The 20304-nt window shown below is 62.6% G+C and carries 18 protein-coding genes; 13 read left to right on the top strand and 5 right to left on the bottom strand.

All coding sequences use genetic code 11. From position 1 onward, the window contains the following. Positions 1–5: 5 nt before the first annotated feature. From accC to J1N02_RS16685, 9 genes are all read left to right on the top strand, one after another. Positions 6–1367, top strand: a complete 1362-nt coding sequence (gene accC / locus J1N02_RS16725) for an acetyl-CoA carboxylase biotin carboxylase subunit (protein WP_027607998.1) — start codon at positions 6–8, stop codon at positions 1365–1367. Positions 1368–1648: 281 nt separating this feature from the next. Continuing rightward, positions 1649–2527: a 50S ribosomal protein L11 methyltransferase gene (prmA, locus tag J1N02_RS16720; protein ID WP_421147503.1), complete on the top strand. Its 879-nt coding sequence runs from the start codon at positions 1649–1651 to the stop codon at positions 2525–2527. Positions 2528–2557: 30 nt separating this feature from the next. After that, complete coding sequence (locus tag J1N02_RS16715) at positions 2558–3796, top strand: DUF3426 domain-containing protein (protein WP_421147502.1); 1239 nt, start codon at positions 2558–2560, stop codon at positions 3794–3796. 185 nt (positions 3797–3981) lie between these two features. Then, positions 3982–4995: a tRNA dihydrouridine synthase DusB gene (dusB, locus tag J1N02_RS16710; RefSeq protein ID WP_027607756.1), complete on the top strand. Its 1014-nt coding sequence runs from the start codon at positions 3982–3984 to the stop codon at positions 4993–4995. Then, complete coding sequence (gene fis, locus J1N02_RS16705; protein WP_002555375.1) at positions 4992–5312, top strand: DNA-binding transcriptional regulator Fis; 321 nt, start codon at positions 4992–4994, stop codon at positions 5310–5312. Before dusB ends, fis begins: the two co-directional genes overlap by 4 nt. An 81-nt stretch (positions 5313–5393) precedes the next feature. Next, a complete protein-coding gene (gene purH, locus J1N02_RS16700) occupies positions 5394–7001 on the top strand; it encodes a bifunctional phosphoribosylaminoimidazolecarboxamide formyltransferase/IMP cyclohydrolase (RefSeq protein WP_141605421.1) in 1608 nt (535 codons plus the stop codon). A 184-nt stretch (positions 7002–7185) separates the two neighbouring features. Beyond that, entirely contained in the window at positions 7186–8478 is a 1293-nt protein-coding gene (purD, locus tag J1N02_RS16695) for a phosphoribosylamine--glycine ligase (RefSeq protein ID WP_027607754.1), read from the top strand. Between the two features lie 102 nt (positions 8479–8580). Then, a complete protein-coding gene (locus tag J1N02_RS16690) occupies positions 8581–11352 on the top strand; it encodes a hybrid sensor histidine kinase/response regulator (RefSeq protein ID WP_027607753.1) in 2772 nt (923 codons plus the stop codon). 148 nt (positions 11353–11500) lie between these two features. Then, positions 11501–12097 carry a MarC family protein gene (locus J1N02_RS16685; RefSeq protein WP_003217330.1) on the top strand — a complete coding sequence of 199 codons (597 nt, stop codon included), beginning with the start codon at positions 11501–11503 and terminating at the stop codon, positions 12095–12097. Here the strand turns inward: J1N02_RS16685 and J1N02_RS16680 are convergent. The 5 genes from J1N02_RS16680 to cobG form a co-directional block, all read right to left on the bottom strand. After that, the gene (locus tag J1N02_RS16680; RefSeq protein WP_027607752.1) at positions 12094–12873 is read right to left on the bottom strand and encodes a hypothetical protein; all 780 of its coding nucleotides are present in this window, start codon (positions 12871–12873) and stop codon (positions 12094–12096) included. The genes J1N02_RS16685 and J1N02_RS16680 overlap by 4 nt on opposite strands. Before the next feature lie 237 nt (positions 12874–13110). Then, the gene (gene cobJ, locus J1N02_RS16675; protein WP_098480451.1) at positions 13111–14748 is read right to left on the bottom strand and encodes a precorrin-3B C(17)-methyltransferase; all 1638 of its coding nucleotides are present in this window, start codon (positions 14746–14748) and stop codon (positions 13111–13113) included. After that, positions 14748–15479, bottom strand: a complete 732-nt coding sequence (locus J1N02_RS16670) for a precorrin-2 C(20)-methyltransferase (protein ID WP_027607750.1) — start codon at positions 15477–15479, stop codon at positions 14748–14750. The genes cobJ and J1N02_RS16670 overlap by 1 nt, the downstream gene beginning before the upstream one ends. Then, entirely contained in the window at positions 15479–16105 is a 627-nt protein-coding gene (locus J1N02_RS16665; RefSeq protein WP_027607749.1) for a precorrin-8X methylmutase, read from the bottom strand. Before J1N02_RS16665 ends, J1N02_RS16670 begins: the two co-directional genes overlap by 1 nt. Further along, positions 16098–17444, bottom strand: a complete 1347-nt coding sequence (gene cobG, locus J1N02_RS16660; protein WP_368963948.1) for a precorrin-3B synthase — start codon at positions 17442–17444, stop codon at positions 16098–16100. Before cobG ends, J1N02_RS16665 begins: the two co-directional genes overlap by 8 nt. Positions 17445–17482: 38 nt before the next feature. On the opposite strand from cobG, the gene cbiE reads away from it, so the two are divergent. The 4 genes from cbiE (at position 17483) to J1N02_RS16640 (ending at position 20301) form a co-directional block, all read left to right on the top strand. Then, positions 17483–18688, top strand: a complete 1206-nt coding sequence (gene cbiE, locus J1N02_RS16655) for a precorrin-6y C5,15-methyltransferase (decarboxylating) subunit CbiE (protein WP_421147501.1) — start codon at positions 17483–17485, stop codon at positions 18686–18688. After that, the gene (locus tag J1N02_RS16650; protein ID WP_421147500.1) at positions 18685–19410 is read left to right on the top strand and encodes a cobalt-precorrin-6A reductase; all 726 of its coding nucleotides are present in this window, start codon (positions 18685–18687) and stop codon (positions 19408–19410) included. Before cbiE ends, J1N02_RS16650 begins: the two co-directional genes overlap by 4 nt. 127 nt (positions 19411–19537) lie before the next feature. Then, positions 19538–19816 (top strand): hypothetical protein, encoded by a 279-nt coding sequence (locus J1N02_RS16645; RefSeq protein WP_098480456.1) that lies wholly within the window; start codon positions 19538–19540, stop codon positions 19814–19816. Continuing rightward, positions 19813–20301 carry a PIN domain-containing protein gene (locus J1N02_RS16640; protein WP_027607744.1) on the top strand — a complete coding sequence of 163 codons (489 nt, stop codon included), beginning with the start codon at positions 19813–19815 and terminating at the stop codon, positions 20299–20301. The genes J1N02_RS16645 and J1N02_RS16640 overlap by 4 nt, the downstream gene beginning before the upstream one ends. Positions 20302–20304 lie beyond the last annotated feature (3 nt).

The raw sequence follows: 20304 nt of genomic DNA, 5'->3' as shown, positions 1-20304 counted from the left end.
CTTCGATGTTGAAACCTGCGAAGAAACTGCAAAAAGTCCTGATCGCCAACCGCGGCGAGATCGCGCTGCGTATCCTGCGCGCCTGTAAGGAAGAGGGCATCAAGACCGTCGCTGTTTACTCGACGGCCGATACCGAATTGATGCACGTGAAACTGGCGGACGAGAGCATCTGCATCGGCCCGCCACTGGCCACGAACTCGTACCTGAAAGTCTCGAACATCATCGCCGCCGCTGAAGTGACCGGCGCTGATGGCATCCACCCGGGCTACGGCTTCCTCGCGGAAAACGCCGATTTCGCCGAACAGGTGGAAAAATCCGGGTTTGCCTTCATCGGCCCGAAAGCCGAAACCATTCGCCTGATGGGCGACAAGGTCTCGGCCAAGGACGCCATGATCGCCGCCGGCGTGCCCACCGTTCCTGGCTCCGACGGCCCACTGCCTGAAGACGAGGAAACCGCACTGCGCATTGGTCGCGAAGTCGGCTACCCGGTGATCATCAAGGCCGCCGGTGGCGGTGGTGGTCGCGGCATGCGCGTGGTGCACAAGGAAGAAGAACTGATCGAAGCGGCCAAGCAGACTCGCTCCGAAGCGGCTGCCTGGTTCGGCAACCCGATGGTCTACCTGGAGAAGTACCTGACCAACCCACGTCACGTGGAAGTGCAGGTACTGTCCGACGGCCAGGGCCACGCCATCCACCTGGGCGACCGCGATTGCTCGCTGCAACGTCGTCACCAGAAGGTGTTGGAAGAAGCCCCGGCACCGGGCCTGGATGAAAAAGCGCGTCAGGAAGTCCTGGCTCGCTGCGTCAAGGCGTGCATCGACATCAACTACCGTGGCGCCGGTACCTTTGAGTTCCTCTACGAGAACGGCCGTTTCTACTTCATCGAGATGAACACTCGTGTGCAGGTAGAGCACCCGGTGTCGGAGATGGTCACCGGTATCGACATCGTCAAGGAGATGCTCAGCATCGCCGCCGGCAACGTGCTGTCCTTCACCCAGGACGACGTGAAGATCCACGGTCACTCCCTGGAGTGCCGGATCAACGCCGAAGACCCGAAGACCTTTATCCCAAGCCCTGGCCTGGTCAAGCATTTCCACGCGCCCGGCGGCAACGGCGTACGTGTGGATTCGCACCTGTACAGCGGTTACAAGGTTCCGTCCAACTACGACTCGCTGATCGGCAAGCTGATCACCTGGGGCGCGACCCGCGACGAGGCCATGGCCCGTATGCGCAATGCCCTGGACGAAATCGTGGTCGACGGCATCAAGACCAACATCCCGCTGCACCGGGACCTGGTTCGCGATGAAGGCTTCTGCGAGGGTGGTGTGAACATTCACTACCTGGAACACAAGCTGGCCAACCAGTAAGTGCTCCACCCAACAAAGCCGCCTTCGGGCGGCTTTGTTGTTTGTGGGCCCTCTACTTTTTTGAAGATGTACACCGTCAAAATGTGGGAGGGGGCTTGCCCCCGATGGCGGTGGATCAGTTACAGATGCTGAGACTGACACACTGCAATCGGGGGCAAGCCCCCTCCCACATTTGACCGGCGTGCAGTCAGTAGTGTCGTCTTCTGCCCGCCGCTCGCGTAAACTTGCGCGCTTTCGCAGCCTACCCCGCTGCACACTCATTTTTTTCAAAGGTGCCCGCCATGCCTTGGCTGCAAGTCCGTCTCGCCATCAGCCCAGAACAAGCCGAAACCTACGAAGACGCGTTCCTCGAAGTGGGCGCCGTCTCGGTGACCTTCATGGACGCCGAAGACCAGCCGATCTTCGAACCCGAACTGAATACCACCCCGCTGTGGTCCCACACCCATCTGCTGGCCCTGTTCGAAGACAGCACCGATGCCGCCGCCGTACTGGCCCATATGGAATTGCTCACCGGCAGCCCGTTGCCCGAGCATCACAGCGAAATCATCGAAGACCAGGACTGGGAACGCAGCTGGATGGACAACTTCCAGCCGATGCGCTTCGGCCAGCGCCTGTGGATCGTGCCGAGCTGGCATGCCGCCCCGGAGCCAAACGCGGTCAACCTGCTGCTGGATCCGGGCCTGGCATTCGGCACCGGCACCCACCCCACCACCGCGTTGTGCCTGGAGTGGCTGGACGGCCAGGACCTGACGGACAGCCACGTGCTGGATTTCGGCTGCGGCTCGGGGATCCTGGCGATTGCCGCCCTGTTGCTGGGCGCCAAGGAAGCCGTGGGCACCGACATCGACGTGCAGGCCCTGGAAGCGTCCCGGGATAACGCCGGGCGCAACAACATTCCTGAAGGCAAATTCCCGCTCTACCTGCCGCAGGATTTGCCCCAGGTGCAGGCCGACGTGCTGGTCGCCAATATCCTCGCCGGCCCGCTGGTGTCCCTGGCGCCGCAACTGTCGAGCCTGGTCAAGCCGGGCGGGCGCCTGGCGCTGTCGGGCATCCTCGCCGAGCAGGGCGAAGATGTCGCCGCCGCCTACGCCAAGGATTTCGAGTTGGATCCGATCGCTAACCGTGATGGCTGGGTACGCATCAGCGGACGTCGGCGCTAGAATGAGCGCTTGCCTGAATCGGATGGCCGCATGACCGACAGTTTCGTCACCCAGTGCCCGCATTGCCAAACCCGCTTTCGCGTCAACCACGCCCAATTGAGCGTGGCTCGCGGCGTGGTTCGCTGCGGCTCGTGCCTGCAAGTCTTCAACGCTGCCCGCCAGCTGCTGGAGCAGCGCGCCCAGGCGCCTGCGCCGGAGCAGCCGACCACGATCGAGCCCGTGCGCGAAGCCGCGCCTGAGCCACAGCGGGCAATCAGCCAGAAGCAATGGAGCGCCGAAGAGCTGGACCTGGACAACCTGGACCTGGACCAGGAACTGGCCAAGCTGGAACGCCGCGAGATTCAGCACACACTGCCCGTGGGCGCGGAACGCCGCCAGCCCGGTGCCGACCGTCGGCAGAAAGAAGACGCCCTCAGCGCCAGCCGCGAAACCGTCAAGGCCGAAGAAGAAAAATGGGCCGCCAGCCTGTTCAGCGAACCGCCTGAAGAACGCGCCTCCGCCGCCGAAGACGAACCTGAACCGACCAAAGCCACTGCGACCCGGCAGCGCACCGAGCCCTCCATGTCGTTGCACCTCGGCGATGAGCCCGCGCTGCGCTCAACCCCGGAAGATGAACACATCGACCCTCCGTTCACGCCCCTGACAGCGGCAGCGGATGAAGCGGAGCCCGAAGAGCGCGCGCAACCCCGTCGCAAGCGCCCACGCCCCGAGGCCGGCGTCCATGACGACCTGCTCCAGGACCTGGAAGACGACCCTCTGCACCTGTACGCGCAAAAACGCCCGCAGGGCCTGGGCCGTCGCCTGATCTGGATGCTGCTGGTACTGATCGCCGCCGCCGGCCTGGCCGCGCAGTACATTGCCTATCAGTTCGACGATCTGGCCCGCCAGGACGCTTACCGCCCGTGGTTCCAGCAACTGTGCCCGACACTGGGCTGCACGGTGCCGTCGCGGGTCGATATCGCCCATATCAAGAGCAGTAACCTGGTGGTACGCAGCCACCCGGAGTTCGCCGGGGCGCTGGTGGTGGATGCGATCATCTATAACCGCGCGACGTTCTCCCAGCCCTTTCCGCTGCTGGAACTGCGTTTCGCCGACCTCAACGGCAACCTGATTGCCAGTCGTCGCTTCAAGCCCGCCGAATACCTGAGCGGCGAATTGGCCGGGGTGAGCGAAATGCCATCACAGACCCCGATCCATATCTCCCTGGATATCCTCGATCCGGGCAATAAAGCCGTGAATTACAGCCTGAGCTTCCACTCGCCCGAGTGAATCGGCCTACACACCGTCGCTTGACGGTGGAGTATTGACTGGGCCCCGCCCATCCAAACCGGCGGCGATAAAGAAATAACTGTTCAGATTTTATCCAATTCAGCCTTTATCCAGTCATCGAGAGCGGGTATCATGCCAACCCTTTTTCGAACTCTAATGATCCGGCCCCACAACAGGGAAGTCCTATGTCGGCGGTACGCATCGGCCCATATACATTGCAGAATGGCTTGATTCTCGCCCCGATGGCGGGCGTCACCGACCAGCCCTTTCGTCAGCTGTGCAAGCGTTTGGGCGCGGGTCTAGTAGTCTCGGAAATGGTCACCAGCGACATGAGCTTGTGGAACACCCGCAAATCGCGGATGCGCATGATCCACGAAGGTGATCCCGAGCCCCGCTCGGTCCAGATCGCCGGCGGTGATGCGCAGATGCTGGCGGATGCAGCCCGGGCCAACGTGGAGTTGGGCGCACAGATCATCGATATCAACATGGGCTGCCCGGCCAAGAAGGTCTGCAACAAGGCCGCCGGTTCCGCGCTGTTGAAAGATGAGCAGTTGGTTGCCGAGATCCTGCAGGCCGTTGTTGCCGCGGTGGATGTGCCGGTGACCCTGAAGATTCGTACCGGTTGGGACCGGGACAACAAGAACGGCCTGACGGTGGCGAAGATCGCCGAACAGGCAGGCATTACAGCGCTGGCGGTGCATGGTCGCACCCGCGCCGACCTTTACACCGGTGAAGCCGAGTACGACACCATCGCCGCGATCAAGCAGGCGGTGTCGATGCCGGTATTTGCCAATGGCGACATCGACTCGGCCGAAAAAGCCCGGCGCGTGCTGCACGCCACCGGTGCCGATGGTGTGTTGATTGGCCGGGCCGCCCAGGGGCGGCCGTGGATTTTTCGTGAGGTCGAGCATTTCCTGCGTACGGGTGAAGTCCTGCCGGCGCCGGAACTGGTCGAGGTGGAACGTATTCTGCTAGAGCATCTGGCTGCACTTCACACCTTCTATGGAGAGGTGATGGGCGTGCGTATTGCTCGCAAGCATGTGGGTTGGTATCTCGCAACCCTGCCAGGCGCCAGGGAGTTTCGCGCCGGGTTCAATCGTTTGGATGAAACGCAAGCACAGGTCACCGCCGTTCGTGAGTTTTTTGCCGAACGAGACAAGAGCCTGAGAGCAGGGGACGGAGAATGGGTGGCCGCATGACGATGATGACCGAGACTTTAGTGAGTGGAACAACACCCGTGAGCGACAACGTCAATTTGAAACAGCACCTCAACACGCCGAGCGAAGAAGGCCAGACCCTTCGCGGGAGTGTCGAGAAGGCGCTGCATAATTATTTCGCCCACCTTGAGGGCGCTTCCGTCACGGACGTGTACAACCTGGTGCTCTCCGAAGTCGAGGCGCCCCTGCTCGAAAGCGTGATGAACTACGTCAAGGGCAACCAGACCAAAGCCAGTGAGCTGCTGGGCCTCAACCGTGGCACCTTGCGCAAAAAGCTCAAGCAATACGATTTGCTGTAAGCATTCAATCAAACCAGAAAGGCGCCCGCGTAAAACCGGTCGCCTTTTTTGCTGACTCCTTTGCTTTTGATGGAAATTGAAATGACCGACCAGACTACCCGCCTGCCGATCCGCCGCGCCTTGATCAGTGTCTCCGACAAGACCGGGATCCTCGAATTTGCCCGGGAGCTGGAAGCCCTGGGCGTGGAAATCCTCTCCACGGGCGGGACCTTCAAGCTGCTGCAGGACAACGGCGTGGCCGCAGTGGAAGTGGCGGACTACACCGGTTTCGCAGAAATGATGGACGGTCGCGTCAAGACCCTGCACCCGAAAATCCACGGAGGCATCCTCGGCCGTCGCGGCATCGACGACGCCATCATGACCGAGCACGGCATCAAGCCGATCGACCTGGTGGCCGTCAACCTCTACCCGTTCGAAGCCACCATCAACAAGCCGGGCTGCGACCTGCCGACCGCCATCGAAAACATCGATATCGGCGGCCCGACCATGGTTCGCTCGGCGGCCAAGAACCACAAAGACGTGGCCATCGTGGTCAACGCCAGCGACTACGCCCACGTGCTGGAAAGCCTGAAAGCCGGCGGCCTGACCTACGCCCAGCGGTTCGACCTGATGCTCAAGGCGTTCGAACACACCGCCGCCTATGACGGCATGATCGCCAACTACATGGGCACCGTGAACCAGGCCGCCGAAACCCTGAGCACAGAAGGCCGCAGCCAGTTCCCTCGCACCTTCAACAGCCAGTTCATCAAGGCCCAGGAAATGCGCTACGGCGAGAACCCGCACCAGAGCGCGGCGTTCTACGTGGAAGCCAAGCCTGCCGAAGTGGGCATCGCCACTGCGACCCAACTGCAAGGCAAAGAACTGTCCTACAACAACGTGGCCGACACCGACGCCGCGCTGGAATGCGTGAAGAGCTTCGTCAAGCCGGCCTGCGTGATCGTCAAGCACGCCAACCCGTGCGGCGTGGCCGTGAGCCCGGACGCTGAAGGTGGCATTCGCCAGGCGTACGAACTGGCCTACGCCACCGACACCGAATCCGCGTTCGGCGGCATCATCGCGTTCAACCGTGAACTGGATGCAGAGACGGCCAAGGCCATCGTCGAGCGTCAGTTCGTCGAAGTGATCATCGCCCCTTCCGTGAGCGAAGAAGCCCGCGCCATCGTGGCGGCCAAAGCCAACGTGCGCCTGCTGGCCTGCGGCGAGTGGTCGGCTGAACGTGCCGCTGCCTGGGACTACAAGCGCGTCAACGGCGGCCTGCTGGTACAGAGCCGCGACATCGGCATGATCGGCAGCGCAGACCTCAAGGTAGTGACCAAGCGCGCCCCGACCGAGCAAGAGATCAACGACCTGATCTTCGCCTGGAAAGTGGCCAAGTACGTTAAATCCAACGCCATCGTCTACGCCAAGAACCGCCAGACCATCGGTGTCGGCGCTGGCCAGATGAGCCGCGTGAACTCGGCGCGTATCGCCGCGATCAAGGCCGAGCACGCCGGTTTGCAGGTGGCCGGCTCGGTGATGGCGTCCGATGCATTCTTCCCGTTCCGTGATGGCCTGGACAACGCCGCGAAAGCCGGCGTGACTGCCGTGATCCAACCGGGCGGCTCGATGCGTGATGCCGAGGTGATCGCCGCTGCCGATGAAGCCGGCATTGCCATGGTCTTCACCGGCATGCGCCACTTCCGTCACTGATCCAACTCGAGCGAAATGTGGCAGCCGGTTTTGTGGCGAGGGAGCTTGCTCCCGCTGGGGTGCGAAGCGCCCCCAAAAGCGGGCTCCAGCTGCGCTGTCGAACGGGAGCAAGCGCCCTCGCCACAAGAGTCCGGCTCCACATTAAAGCGCTCGTGCAGCGCCTACAGAATTTGAGGTTTTTGAAATGAATGTTTTGATCATTGGCAGCGGTGGCCGTGAACACGCCCTGGCCTGGAAAGTTGCCCAGGACCCACGGGTCCAGAAAGTCTTCGTCGCCCCCGGCAACGCCGGTACCGCCATCGAAGCCAAGTGCGAAAACGTCGCCATCGACGTACTGGCCCTTGAGCAACTGGCCGACTTCGCCGAGAAAAACGTCTCCCTGACCATCGTCGGTCCGGAAGTGCCATTGGTTGCCGGTGTCGTAGACCTGTTCCGCAGCCGCGGCCTGGATTGCTTCGGCCCAACCGCTGGCGCCGCCCAGCTGGAAGGCTCGAAAGCCTTCACCAAGGATTTCCTGGCGCGCCACAAGATCCCGACGGCCGACTACCAGAACTTCACCGAGATCGAGCCCGCCCTGGCCTACCTGCGTGAAAAAGGTGCACCGATCGTGATCAAGGCCGACGGCCTGGCCGCCGGTAAAGGCGTGATCGTGGCCATGACCCTGCAGGAAGCCGAAGACGCCGTGCGTGACATGCTCGCCGGTAACGCCTTTGGTGACGCGGGTTCGCGCGTCGTCATCGAGGAATTCCTCGACGGCGAAGAAGCCAGCTTTATCGTGATGGTCGACGGCAAGAACGTGCTGCCGATGGCCACCAGCCAGGACCACAAACGCGTCGGCGACGCCGACACTGGCCCGAACACCGGCGGCATGGGTGCCTACTCCCCTGCCCCGGTGGTGACCGCCGAGGTGCACCAGCGCGTGATGGACCTGGTGATCTGGCCGACCGTGCGTGGCATGGCCGATGAAGGCAATGTGTACACCGGTTTCCTCTACGCCGGCCTGATGATCGACAAAGCCGGCAACCCGAAAGTCATCGAGTTCAACTGCCGCTTCGGCGACCCGGAAACCCAACCGGTGATGCTGCGCCTGCAATCGAGCCTGGTGCTGCTGGTGGAAGCCGCGCTGGCCCAGGCCCTGGACAAGGTTGAAGCGCAGTGGGATCCACGTCCGAGCGTCGGCATTGTGCTGGCCGCCGGTGGTTACCCGGCCGACTACGCCAAGGGCGATGTGATTGAAGGCCTGGACGCGGCTGCTACCCTGGAAGGCAAGGTGTTCCATGCGGGCACCGCGCTCAAGGACGGCAAGGTCGTGACCGCCGGAGGCCGTGTGCTGTGCGCCACCGCCATGGGTGCCAGCGTCGACGCCGCACAGCAACAGGCGTACAAGCTGGCTGCAAAAATCGACTGGAAAGGCTGCTTCTACCGCACGGACATCGGCTACCGCGCCATTGCCCGTGAACGTGGCGAAAGCCTGTAACGCTAGCTATCCGTTCGGTTAGGCAAGGGCTTCTGGCCCTTGCCGTATACAGGCCTCCCCGCGCATAGTTAACCGTGCATCAACCTACGAAGGGATTTCGCCGTGCGCTGGCTCAGGATCGCCATAGGTTTCACTGTCAGTCTGCTGACGCTGCTCTGCCTGTTCCCGGCCCAGGCCGCCGCGCAAGGCAGTGGCTGGGCAGTATTGCTTGATGAACAGGCCGACCTGCAGCTGAGCGACATCCGCTCCTCGCGCTACACCAATCAATTCAGCCCCATCGAACTGGACCGCATTACCGCCGCGGAACCGGACGGTGCGTTGTGGGTACGTTTCAAGCTGCAACCCGGCAAGCACGAGCAGGTGCTGCGGGTATTCGCCCCGGACCTGGCGCACCTGAGCCTCTATGTGCTGGACGGCGACACCCTGATCGAGCAACAAAGCAGCGGTAACCGCCAGCCCCAGGCGGAACGCCCGCTGCCCAGCAACGATTTCATGCTGCCGATGCCCCAGAGCCAACAGACCCTCGACGTCTACCTGCGCCTGGTTTCCGAGCACGAACTGCGCCCCTATATCACCCTGGAACCGGCCGTGCTGGCCGCCGCCGACCAGACCCAGACATTGATCTACGGCCTGCTGTTCGGCTGCCTGCTGATGCTGATCCTGCACAACCTCACGCGCTTCGCTTACCACCGCTCGCGCAGCAGCCTGTGGCTGGCGGCCTGCGAACTGCTGCTGATGCTCAGCCTGGCGCTGCTGCTCAACCTGGTAGGCCCATGGCTGCCGAACTGGCACGCGGTCCAGACCCCGGGCGCCTACCTGGCCCTGCTGCTGACCGCGCCCTGCGGGCTGATGTTTGCCTATCGCTTCTTCATGCCCCTGGGTCCGCACCCGCTGAACAAGCTGTTGATGGCCGACATCCTGTTTATCGTGCTGTGCGGCCTGCTGCTGTTGTTCGTCAGTACCCTGCCGCTGAACATCATCACCTACGCGCTGGTGGCCCTGGCGGGCCTGAGCATGCTGTTTGTCTCGGCGTATCACTGGCAGAAAGGCTATCGCCCGGCGCGCTTGTTCGTGGCGGGCATGGTGGTGTTCAACATTGGTACGCTGATCATTCTCCCGGCGTTGCTGGGGCTGACGATGGTGTCGCCCCAGGGTTTGATCGTCACATTGCTGGCCTTCATCTGCCTGAGCGGCCTGTTGATGAGCCTGGCCCTGGGCGAGCGCCAGCGTGCGATTGTCGAGGCCCGCTTCAGCCTCAGCCGCGACCTGGCCGCCAGCAATGCCGAGATCGCCGCCAAGGCCGAATTCCTGGCCAAGATCAGCCACGAAATCCGCACCCCCATGAACGGCGTGCTGGGCATGACCGAACTGCTGCTGGGCACGCCACTGTCGGTGAAGCAGCGCGACTACGTACAAACCATCCACAGCGCCGGTAACGAGCTGCTGACCTTGATCAACGAGATCCTCGACATCTCCAAGCTCGAATCCGGGCAGATCGAGCTGGATGACGTGCAATTCGACCTCAATGCGCTGATCGAAGACTGCCTGAGCATCTTCCGCGCCAAGGCCGAGCAGCAGAACGTCGAGTTGATCAGCTTCATCCAGCCCCAGGTACCCCGCGTCATCAGCGGCGATCCGACCCGCCTGCGCCAGGCGCTGCTGAGCCTGCTGGAAAACGCCCTGCACAAAACCGACGAAGGCGAAGTGCTGATCGTCGTCGCCCTGGACGACCGCAGCACCAAGCCGCGCCTGCGCATTGCCGTGCAGGACAGCGGCCTGCCAATGGAAGCCGCTGAACGCGAGGCCCTGCTGCACAGCGAGCTGCACAGCAAGAACTTCCTCTCGGCCACCCGCTTGAGCGGCCACCTGGGCCTGGTGATCGCGCGCCAGTTGATCCTGTTGATGAACGGTGAGTTCGGCATCAAGAGCGGCAGCCATCAGGGCAGCACGCTATGGCTGACGCTGCCGCTGGACCCGGAACGCCTGGAACACCCCACCTCCGACCTCGACGGCCCGCTCAAAGGCGCGCGCGTGCTGGTGGTGGACGACAACGATACGTGCCGCAAAGTGCTGGTGCAGCAATGCTCGGCCTGGGGCCTGAATGTCAGCGCCGTGCCGTCGGGTAAAGAGGCCTTGGCGTTGCTGCGGACCAAGGCGCACCTGCGCGATTACTTCGATGTGGTGCTGCTGGACCAGAACATGCCCGGCATGACCGGCATGCAACTGGCGGCGAAGATCAAGGAAGACCCGAGCCTGAACCACGACATCCTGCTGATCATGCTCACCGGCATCAGCAATGCGCCGAGCAAGATCATCGCGCGTAACTGCGGGATCAAGCGCATCCTCGCCAAGCCGGTTGCCGGTTACACCCTCAAGACCACCCTGGCCGACGAGTTGACCCAACGCAGCAAAGGTGGCGTGCAGCCCCGTCCGCCCCTCAGCGTCCCGGCGGCGGTGACCGTGCCCAGCGACTTCAGGATCCTGGTGGCCGAAGACAACAGCATCTCCACCAAAGTGATTCGCGGCATGCTCGGCAAGCTCAACCTCGACCCGGATACCGCCAGCAACGGTGAGGAAGCCCTCGAGGCGATGAAGGCCCAGCGTTATGACCTGGTGTTGATGGACTGTGAGATGCCGGTTCTCGATGGTTTCTCGGCCACCCAGCAACTGCGGGCGTGGGAAGTCAGCCACCAGCGCATTCGTACCCCCGTGGTAGCGCTCACGGCGCATATCCTCTCGGAGCACAAAGAGCGCGCACGCCAGGCGGGGATGGACGGGCACATGGCCAAGCCGGTGGAGTTATCACAATTGCGTGAGTTGGTGGAGTTCTGGGTGGCGCAGCGTCAACAACGGCCTGAACACGCCCCGTCCTGACTTTAAATGCAATTCCAATCTGGGTAGGGGCTTGCTTCAGTCAAGAGCGAACACTGTAACTGACTGGAATTAGGGCGAGCCCCCTCCCACATTTGATCTCTGGCGCCTGATAGACTCTCCACACTTTCCCCGCCCGCGAGCCCCCCCCATGCTCCACGTGTTATTCAGCGTTTACCTGAAGATGCTGGTGCTCTACAGCCCGTTCTTCGTGCTGTCCTGCTTTATCAGCCTGACCCGTGGTTATTCGAGTAAAGAGCGGCGGCGCCTGGCCTGGAAAGTAGCGCTGGCGACCCTGGTGTCCAGCGTGTTGCTCTACCTGTTCGGCCGGGTGATCTTCAGCGTGTTCGGCATCACCGTGGATGCCTTTCGCATCGGCGCCGGCAGTGTGCTGTTTATCTCCGCCCTGGGCATGGCCCAGGGCAAGTCGGCCGTGCAGACCGACAATGTGCAGCAGGACGTGACCATCGTGCCGCTGACCATTCCCCTCACGGTCGGCCCCGGCACCATCGGTGCGCTGTTGGTCATGGGCGTCAGCCAACCGCACTGGGATGACAAGATCACGGCCATCCTCAGCATCGCCCTGGCCAGCCTCACGGTCGGTGTGGTGCTGTACCTGTCCAACCGTATCGAACGGATTCTCGGTGACCAGGGCTTGCAGATTGTCAGTCGGTTGATGGGATTGTTCGTGTGTGCCCTCGCCGCGCAAATCATCTTTACCGGGGTGCGCGGCTACCTGGTGCCTTAGATCCGGTATTTGGCGATCGCCGACTGCACCTTGTCGCCCGCGCTCTCGCGCATCAGCTGGATGGTTTTTTCGTTGACCATCGAGGTATTCAGCACCAGGCAGGTCTGCCCGCTGAAGGCCTCGAACGAGGAACTGTCCCACTCCAGAAACGGCAGCCCCACCTGTTTGTTCACGCCTTGGGTGCTGTACGTCACCAGCACCATCATCAATTCGCCGTCGGTTTCGGCGCAGGATGCCAGGCCGAAATCACCGCCCTGGTGCACCGTACTGTTGCGCTTGAACAGTTCGAAAGAACTCGGTTGCTGCTTCAGTGCCTCCAGCGCATCGGCTGCCAGTTTCGGCAGCGCCGTAACCAGCGGTCCCGAAACCGACGCCCCCGCCAGTATCGTGGCGATGATATTCAGCGCCGCCAATTGCACGGTCAGGCCCTTGCCCGACTGTGAGACCCGCTTGAAACTGCTGCGCACCGGCAGCCAGCCCAGGCTGATCATCACCTTGATAAATTCGTCGTACCAGGCCTCGGTACCTCGCTGGATCTTCAATACATCGCTGACGTAGCTGCTGGCCAGCAGATAGCTTTTGCGGATGTATTCCCGGTTCAACCCGGACAGCCCCTCGGCAAACGAAATCACGCTGTTGTTGACCACCGCCGCGTTGCAGTCGTCCTCCGTGTCGAGCGGCAATGAGGGCTGCGCACCTCGCGCCCTCGGCAATGTGTAGCGCGCAATCAACTTGCGCCGTTTTGTGTTGTTGATCCTTCTGTGATGTCGCTCCATTTCAGTTCTCCACAAACACCCCGGCTCGGGGCTTGTGTCCACACTAGTCCAGTCAGCGGCGGCTCTTCCATGCCACAAACATCGCTTGCCGGAACGCGGCAAAAAACGCTGCCCAGCAATGACAGGGCGCCCCTCGTGGCCTTCCGGCTTTCGTCACTCAAAAAAGAAAAAGCCCCGAGCAACAGCAGGTGATCACCCATTGTCATTCGGAGCTTTCGTGCAGCCATCCAGGCGTTTTCAGGAGGCGGGTTTTGCACCGTACCAGCGCGGTGTGTACACCCATTCACCGCCACCGGCGCGAGGGAATGTGCAGGTAGTGGATGAGCCGACCAGCACCATGGTGCGCATATCCACCTGGTCTGGCGTGAGTTGCCCGAGGGTGGTGACGCGCAGGGTCTGGCCGGGGCGACCGATATCGCGACCCAGCACCACCGGGGTCTCAGGCCTGCGGTGTTGCGCGACGATTTCCAGGGCGCGCCCCAGCTGCCAAGGCCGCGAACGCGAGATCGGGTTGTAGAACGCCAGGGCCAGGTCGGCCTGGGACGCGAGGTCCAGGCGCTTTTCGATGATCGACCAGGGCTTGAGGTTGTCCGACAGCGACATCACACAAAAGTCGTGGCCCAACGGCGCGCCGGCCTGGGCGGCAGTGGCCAGGGAGGCCGAAACCCCCGGCAGGATTTCCAGGTCGACCTGATGCCACGCCGGATCGCCGGACTCGTGCAACGCCTCGATCACCGCCGCCGCCATGGCGAAGACGCCCGGGTCGCCGGACGACACCACCACCACCGAACGCCCCTGGGCGGCCAGCTCGAAGGCGTGGCGGGCGCGCTGCATCTCTTCGCGGTTATCGGTGCAATGCTGTACCTGATCGTCACGGAACGGCCCGGCCATGCGCACGTAGGTTTCATAGCCCAGCACATCGGTGCAGCGCGCCAGCTCGGCCTTGACCGCCGGCACCATCAGCTCGGCGGCGCCAGGGCCCAGGCCGATCACGGCAAGGCGGCCGCGGCAGCGGCCGACCTGGGCCAGCTCCAGCGGTTGGTCAGCCACCTCGATGACAATATCGGCAGCCTGGGTAACGCCGCCAAAGCGCAGCGGCACGCCCAACGCCGACGCGGCTTCGTGCAACGACGGGTCAGCCATCTGCGTATCGCTGGCCAACAGGCACGCCAGGGATTGCACGGCAATACCCGCCTCGTGCAAGGCCGCGCGCACACGCTCGGCCAACTGCGCACCCGGCTTGCAGGTCACGCACACCGTCTTTGGATAGATCAGCAACTCGTTGGCGGCAGGCACACGCTCGGCACTGCCCACGTGAATGGCTAGATGCGCCTGTTGGTCCTGAGGCAAATTCGCCTGGTCCAACCACGGTGCCGCACCTTCGATGCGCACGCTTTCGCCCGCCAGCAGGTCGGACACGAAGCGCTTGCCCAGTTCCAGGTCTGCCAGCTCATAACCCGCAGGCGGGTTGAGCAGGCAGGTGCCGAAACGCAGCTCGCCACTGGTGGTGATCGCCGCAGCGACACCCAGTGCTGCCGCGATGTCCCGCGCCATGACGTTCACACCGCCAAGACCACCGAGCAACGGCACCACGGCGCTGCCATCTTCCGCCACGGCCAGCACGGCGGGTTCTTCGCCTTTCTCCAGCAGCAGCGGCGCCAGGGTGCGGATCACGATGCCGGCCGCACACAGGGCGATCAGCGGCGTGCCCTGCTGGTAGAGCTGACGCAGGGTCGCGCCGAATTCGCCGTAAGGCTGGTCCGCCCCCTCAACCCGCCCGGCCAGGCCGTGGATCAGTGCCCCAGGGTAAACCTGCTGGATCCTGCGCGCGGTGGCCAGGCTGCCCTGGCCCAGAATGACAATCGCCGGGGTCATCAACCTTGCCACCGTTCACCCGGCACGATGATCAGCGAGAAGTACGGCGAAGACATCGGCTCCACCTGGTCCAGCGCCACGATTTTCTGGTTGGCCATGGTCGCGCGCTCCACATACAGTGCGCGCTCGGCCAGGCCGAGTTCTTCGAGTACCTGGCGCACCTTGGGGAAGTTGCGCCCCAGCTTCATGATCACCGCCGCGTCGGCATCCGCCAGGCGGCGCTTGAGGTCTTCGTGGGGCAATACGCCCGACAGCACCGACAGGCTCTGGTTGCGATACACCAACGGCGCGCCCAGCACCGAGGCGCCGCCAAGCATCGAGCACACACCGGGGATAACCTCGGCTTCGTAGCGCTCGGCCAAGCGGTCATGCAAATACATATAGGAGCCGTAGAAGAACGGGTCGCCTTCACAGATCACCGCCACGTCGCGACCGGCGTCCAGGTGCACGGCCACCTCGACACTGGCGGTGTCGTAGAAGTCGCTGATCACTTGTTCATAGGACAACGGCGCCGGCAGCGCTTCGGTGGTCACCGGGTACACCAGCGGCATCAGGGTTTGCTGTGGCACCAGGTGGTCTTCGATGATGCCGAAGGCGTTACCCTTCTTGCCCTTGGCCACGAAATACGCCACCACCGGCGATTCGCGCAGCAGGCGCAGGGCCTTGAGGGTAATCAGTTCCGGGTCGCCGGGGCCGACGCCCAGGCCGATCAAACGTCCGCGTGCCGGCATTATTCGACCTCCGTGGCGAGCGCATTCACCGCCGCGGCGGCCATGGCACTGCCGCCCAGGCGGCCCTGCATGATCACGAACGGTACGCCGCGGCTGTCCGCTGCCAGCATCGCCTTGGATTCGGCCGCGCCGACAAAGCCGACCGGGAAGCCGAGGATCAACGCCGGTTTTGGTGCACCCGCGTCGAGCATTTCCAGCAGGTAGAACAACGCCGTCGGCGCATTGCCGATCACCACCACGCTGCCTTCCAGGTGCGGACGCCACAGCTCCAGGGCCGCAGCGGAACGGGTATTGCCCAGCTCCCGCGCCAACTCCGGCACGCTGTCGTCGCGCAGGGTGCAGATCACCGGGTTGTTGGCCGGCAGGCGCGCACGGGTCACGCCTTCGGAGACCATCCGCGCATCACACAGAATCGGCGCACCAGCGGCCAGCGCATCGCGCCCGGCCTTGCCCGCACCGGTGGAGAACTGCAGGCCATCAATGGCCTCGACCATGCCGCAGGCATGGATCACCCGCACCGCGAGTTTCTCCAGGTCGGCCGGGATACGCTCCAACTTGGCTTCCGCGCGAATAATGGCGAAGGAGTTGCGATAGATCTCCTGACCGTCGCGGATGTAATCAATCATCGGTGTTGCTCCGTGGGTGAGCGCGCAGCAAGGCGCCCGCCGCTTCAATGGAAAGGGTGCGTGCGTGCAGCCGGCCGAAACCGGGGTGGGCTGCATCGCGAAAATACAGGTCGTAGTGGCCGGGGCTCACCGCCAGCAAGGTGACCGGCGCGATATGTGCGGCGGCGCAGGAACGCGAGCAGCCGGACAGGTGCACGTCATGGCCGGGATGCAGCGCGGCCAAGTGCACGGCGTCGGCCTTGGTGTCGGCGAGGGCTTTGGCGCAGCCGCTGGAACCGGTGCAGGCGATCACGCGGGCCAAGGGTTGGTCGACGGTGCAGAGGAAACCCAGTTGCGCCAGGCGTTGGGTCACGGCGTGAGGTTTTTCGACGTTGGGCAGTAACACACCTTGCCAGGGGGTGAAGCGCACGGTGCCGTCGCCATATTCGCTGGCGAGCTGCGCCACGCCTGTGAGCATCGTCGAATCCAGGCGCCCCAAGGGTGCGATGGCCGCGACGTAGAATTGATTGCTTTGAGCCTGTGGATAACTCCCGAGGTGCAGCAAAGCGCCGCTGGGCGGGCGTTTGAAGCCATCGGCCGGCAGCAGCGGCAGGCTGAGGCGGCTCAGCAACTTATCCACAGCCAGGTGGCGCATGCGGGTTTGTTCTGGGGTGGCGAGGTCAAGAAACGCCTCCAGCACCGCCACCACCAACCCATGGCCCTGTGCCAACGGCACGGCGGCCAACGGCGCATCCTGCCCTGGACAACCCGCCAGGCCGAACGCAAGGAGCGTCTCGCCATTGCGTACGAACGCCGACAGCCACAGATCATGATGATGCTCGAGCATCGCCAGGGCCTCGCCGCCGTCCAGTTGCACGGCGAACTTGGCCGACAGCTCATGGAAACGCGGACGGTTTTGCAGGCTGGCGAGGATCTGCTCGGCCAGCGGCCGGGTGTCGAACAGCATCTGCGGGTCGATACCGGCGCTGGGGCTGAGCATCAGGTTGCGCACGTCATCGCCAGCGGCGTTACTCGGGCCCAGATCGGCGGCCAGCAGCATGGCGATCAAGGCGTCTTGCTCGGCACCGATCCCACGTATCTGCAAGTTGGCGCGGTTGGTCGCCTCGATCACCCCGCCCGCATAGGCCTGGGCCGCGTCTGCCACGGCACAGGCCTGGGCGGCGCTGATCGAGCCACCGGCCAGTTTGATCCGGCAGATGCCGCCATCCAGCGCCTGGACGATACGCAGCAACCCCGGACAAGCCGAGGGGCGCAAGGTATTCACAGCGGGCGTTGGGTTCACGGGGCTACCGGTTGACGGGTAAAGGCGCGGTATTATGCCTGCTTTGTCCGGCGGCATGAAAAGCCTGCCCGTCGGATGTCGCTCAAGGAATTGATATGTCGCCCTGGCTGACGGTTGTAGGCATCGGTGAAGACGGCTTCAAGGGGCTGGGCAGGAATGCCCGGCATGCCCTGTTGCGCGCTTCGCGGATTATAGGTAGTCAGCGCCAGTTGGACCTGTTGCCGGTGTGTATTCGCGGTGAGCGCCAGGTGTGGCCGAGCCCGTTCTCCCTGGAACCGGTACTGGCGCGGCGTGGCGAGCCTGTGTGCGTGCTGGCCAGTGGTGACCCGATGTTTTATGGCGTGGGGGCCAGCCTGGCGCGACAGGTGGCGGCTGAAGAACTGCTGATTTTGCCGGCGCCGTCGTCGGTGTCGTTGGCGGCGGCGCGGCTGGGCTGGCCGTTGCAGGAGGTGGTGACGCTGTCCGTAGTGGCCCGGCCAGTGGCGGCGATCAATGCGCATCTGGCCACAGGTGTGCGTTTATTGGTACTGAGTAATGACGGCGGCAGTCCCGCGTTGATTGCTGCGTTGTTGGCTGAATCCGGGTTTGGGCCCAGCCGATTGACAGTATTTGAACACCTGGGCAGCGCAAATGAGCGGCGCATCGACGGTTTGGCTGAGGATTGGCAGCACGCCTGTGTCGCCGATTTGAACCTGGTCGCCATCGACTGCGTGGCCTCCAGCGACACACCACGTCTGTCGCGCCTCGCTGGCTTGCCCGATTCCGCCTTCCAGCACGACGGCCAACTGACCAAACGCGATGTGCGCGCCATGACCCTCGCCCGCCTCGCCCCGATGCCCGGCGAACTGCTGTGGGACGTGGGTGCGGGCAGCGGCTCCATCGGTATCGAATGGATGCGCGCCCATCCGAGCTGCCGAGCATTGGCAATTGAAGCAGACGAAGGCCGACAGGGCCTTATTGAACACAATCGCGACGCCCTCGGCGTGCCCGGTTTGCAGTTGATTCGTGGCAAAGCCCCGGAAGCGTTGCACGGCCTTACAGCTCCCGACGCCATCTTCATCGGCGGCGGCGTCACCCGCGACGGCGTGCTCGACACCTGCTGGCAACACCTGCGCCCCGGGGGTCGGTTGGTGGCCAATGCCGTCACCCTGCAAAGCGAAATGACCTTGATGAACTGGCGCGCGGCGCATGGCGGCGAACTGACGCGCATCCACGTCGCTCAGGCCCAGCCACTGGGTGAGTTCGATACGTGGCGCCAGGCGCTTCCAATCACCCTGCTGGACGTGGTCAAGCCGCGATGAAACGCATCCTGCTGCTGGGCGGTGTGACCGAAGCACTGGATATCGCGCGCACCTTGGGGCCGGCGCATATCTACAGCCTGGCGGGTGTGGGGCGTGTGCCGACCGATCTCACCTGCCAAGTGCGTGTCGGCGGTTATGGCGGCGCCGAAGGCTTGGCGCAGTTTGTTCGCGATGAACAGATCAGCCTGATCCTCGACGCGACCCATCCGTATGCGGCGCAGATCAGCCGCAATGCCGCCGAGGCTGCACGGTTGAGCGGTGTGCCGTGTTGGGCATTGCGTCGCCCGGCGTGGCAGCCGCAGGTCGGCGATGACTGGCGGGAGGTCAGTGACTGGGCTGAGTTGATCGACGCCTTGAAACCCTTCAAGCGTCCGCTGTTCACCTTGGGCCGCGAGCCATTGCAGCATCTCGACGAAATCCCCGCCGAGCAGTTCTGGACGTTGCGCGCGCTGGATGTGTATCCGGGGAATGATCGCTGTGAAGTGATCGGCGCGCGCGGACCGTTTCTGATCGAAGATGAACGCGCGTTGTTTGAACGGCGTGGGATCGATGTGCTGATCAGCAAGAACAGTGGCAGCACCGCCACCGAGCCGAAATTGGAAGTGGCGCGGGAACGGGGGGTGCCGGTGTTGGTGTTGAAGCGGCCGGTGTTGGCGGCGGTGGATCGGGAGCTTTTGTCGCCCGCAGAAACAATCGATTCGTTGGCAGATTTCATTCGATAGATCAGGATCATCCGCCACCCTCTATCCAATCTTTTTGTTACCTCAAGGGACGGCGATGAACCCACAACACGAAGTGCTAAACTCCAGGAACAGTTCAAGCCAGGCCCAACGGTATTCAGGAGCTGACATGATAGAAGTTAAAGAAGCCGTACAACTCGCCAAGGCGGTCGCAAACGACTTTCTCGGGCAAGAAACAGCACTACAAGACCTGATGCTTGAGGAAGTAGAGTTAGACCCAGACAATAAAACCTGGGCAATAACACTGGGCTTCAATGTCCCCAACCCTAATAACTATGAAAGGCTAGGCGCATCTTTAGCCGGACAAATGCATGCAAGAAAATACAAAACATTCATCATCGACTCGGAGACTGGCGAGTTCCGCTCCATGAAGATTCGCGAAGTATGATCGAAGCCTACATCAAGCAATACCGAAGAAAAGGAATCATCGTTGATACTAACTTGCTGCTTCTGGCACTGATAGGAGGAACGTCCAGCATCGTGGAGTTCAAGAGAACACGCGGCTACAGCGATGCAGACTATCAACTTTTGCTCAAAGTGATTGACCAGTTCGAAAAACTTGTTTCAACCCCTCACATTCTCGCTGAAGTCAGCAACCTGACAAATGGACTTCATGGAAACAAGCTGCGCGATTTTTATGCAACGTTAAAAAACTCACTATCAACAATAATCGAGGTCCATCATCCAGCCTTGGATATAAGTCGCGATTATGAGCTTTCACCCTACGGCCTTACCGACGTTGGCATTGTTGCCGCAGCAAAAGATAACTATCTGGTTTTGACTGACGATCTCAGAGTCGCTGGGTTTGCTCATCAGCACTGCGTAGATGTCGTCAACTTCAATCATATACGGGAAGCCAGCTGGGAGGTCTAAGAC

The sequence above is a fragment of the Pseudomonas sp. NFX5 genome (assembly GCF_049132125.1).
Taxonomy (GTDB): Bacteria; Pseudomonadota; Gammaproteobacteria; order Pseudomonadales; family Pseudomonadaceae; genus Aquipseudomonas; species Aquipseudomonas marginalis.
Note: the sequence above shows the minus strand (reverse complement) of the source record. Positions and strands in the feature narration are given on the sequence as shown.

Bases quoted from the DNA above. Each gene is read 5' to 3' on its own strand.
- accC (WP_027607998.1), top strand. From the start codon at position 6: ATGTTGAAACCTGCGAAGAAACTGCAAAAAGTCCTGATCGCCAACCGC.
- prmA (WP_421147503.1), top strand. From the start codon at position 1,649: ATGCCTTGGCTGCAAGTCCGTCTCGCCATCAGCCCAGAACAAGCCGAA.
- J1N02_RS16715 (WP_421147502.1), top strand. From the start codon at position 2,558: ATGACCGACAGTTTCGTCACCCAGTGCCCGCATTGCCAAACCCGCTTT.
- dusB (WP_027607756.1), top strand. From the start codon at position 3,982: ATGTCGGCGGTACGCATCGGCCCATATACATTGCAGAATGGCTTGATT.
- fis (WP_002555375.1), top strand. From the start codon at position 4,992: ATGACGATGATGACCGAGACTTTAGTGAGTGGAACAACACCCGTGAGC.
- purH (WP_141605421.1), top strand. From the start codon at position 5,394: ATGACCGACCAGACTACCCGCCTGCCGATCCGCCGCGCCTTGATCAGT.
- purD (WP_027607754.1), top strand. From the start codon at position 7,186: ATGAATGTTTTGATCATTGGCAGCGGTGGCCGTGAACACGCCCTGGCC.
- J1N02_RS16685 (WP_003217330.1), top strand. From the start codon at position 11,501: ATGCTCCACGTGTTATTCAGCGTTTACCTGAAGATGCTGGTGCTCTAC.
- J1N02_RS16680 (WP_027607752.1), bottom strand. From the start codon at position 12,873: ATGGAGCGACATCACAGAAGGATCAACAACACAAAACGGCGCAAGTTG.
- cobJ (WP_098480451.1), bottom strand. From the start codon at position 14,748: ATGACCCCGGCGATTGTCATTCTGGGCCAGGGCAGCCTGGCCACCGCG.
- J1N02_RS16670 (WP_027607750.1), bottom strand. From the start codon at position 15,479: ATGCCGGCACGCGGACGTTTGATCGGCCTGGGCGTCGGCCCCGGCGAC.
- J1N02_RS16665 (WP_027607749.1), bottom strand. From the start codon at position 16,105: ATGATTGATTACATCCGCGACGGTCAGGAGATCTATCGCAACTCCTTC.
- cobG (WP_368963948.1), bottom strand. From the start codon at position 17,444: ATGCCGCCGGACAAAGCAGGCATAATACCGCGCCTTTACCCGTCAACC.
- cbiE (WP_421147501.1), top strand. From the start codon at position 17,483: ATGTCGCCCTGGCTGACGGTTGTAGGCATCGGTGAAGACGGCTTCAAG.
- J1N02_RS16650 (WP_421147500.1), top strand. From the start codon at position 18,685: ATGAAACGCATCCTGCTGCTGGGCGGTGTGACCGAAGCACTGGATATC.
- J1N02_RS16645 (WP_098480456.1), top strand. From the start codon at position 19,538: ATGATAGAAGTTAAAGAAGCCGTACAACTCGCCAAGGCGGTCGCAAAC.
- J1N02_RS16640 (WP_027607744.1), top strand. From the start codon at position 19,813: ATGATCGAAGCCTACATCAAGCAATACCGAAGAAAAGGAATCATCGTT.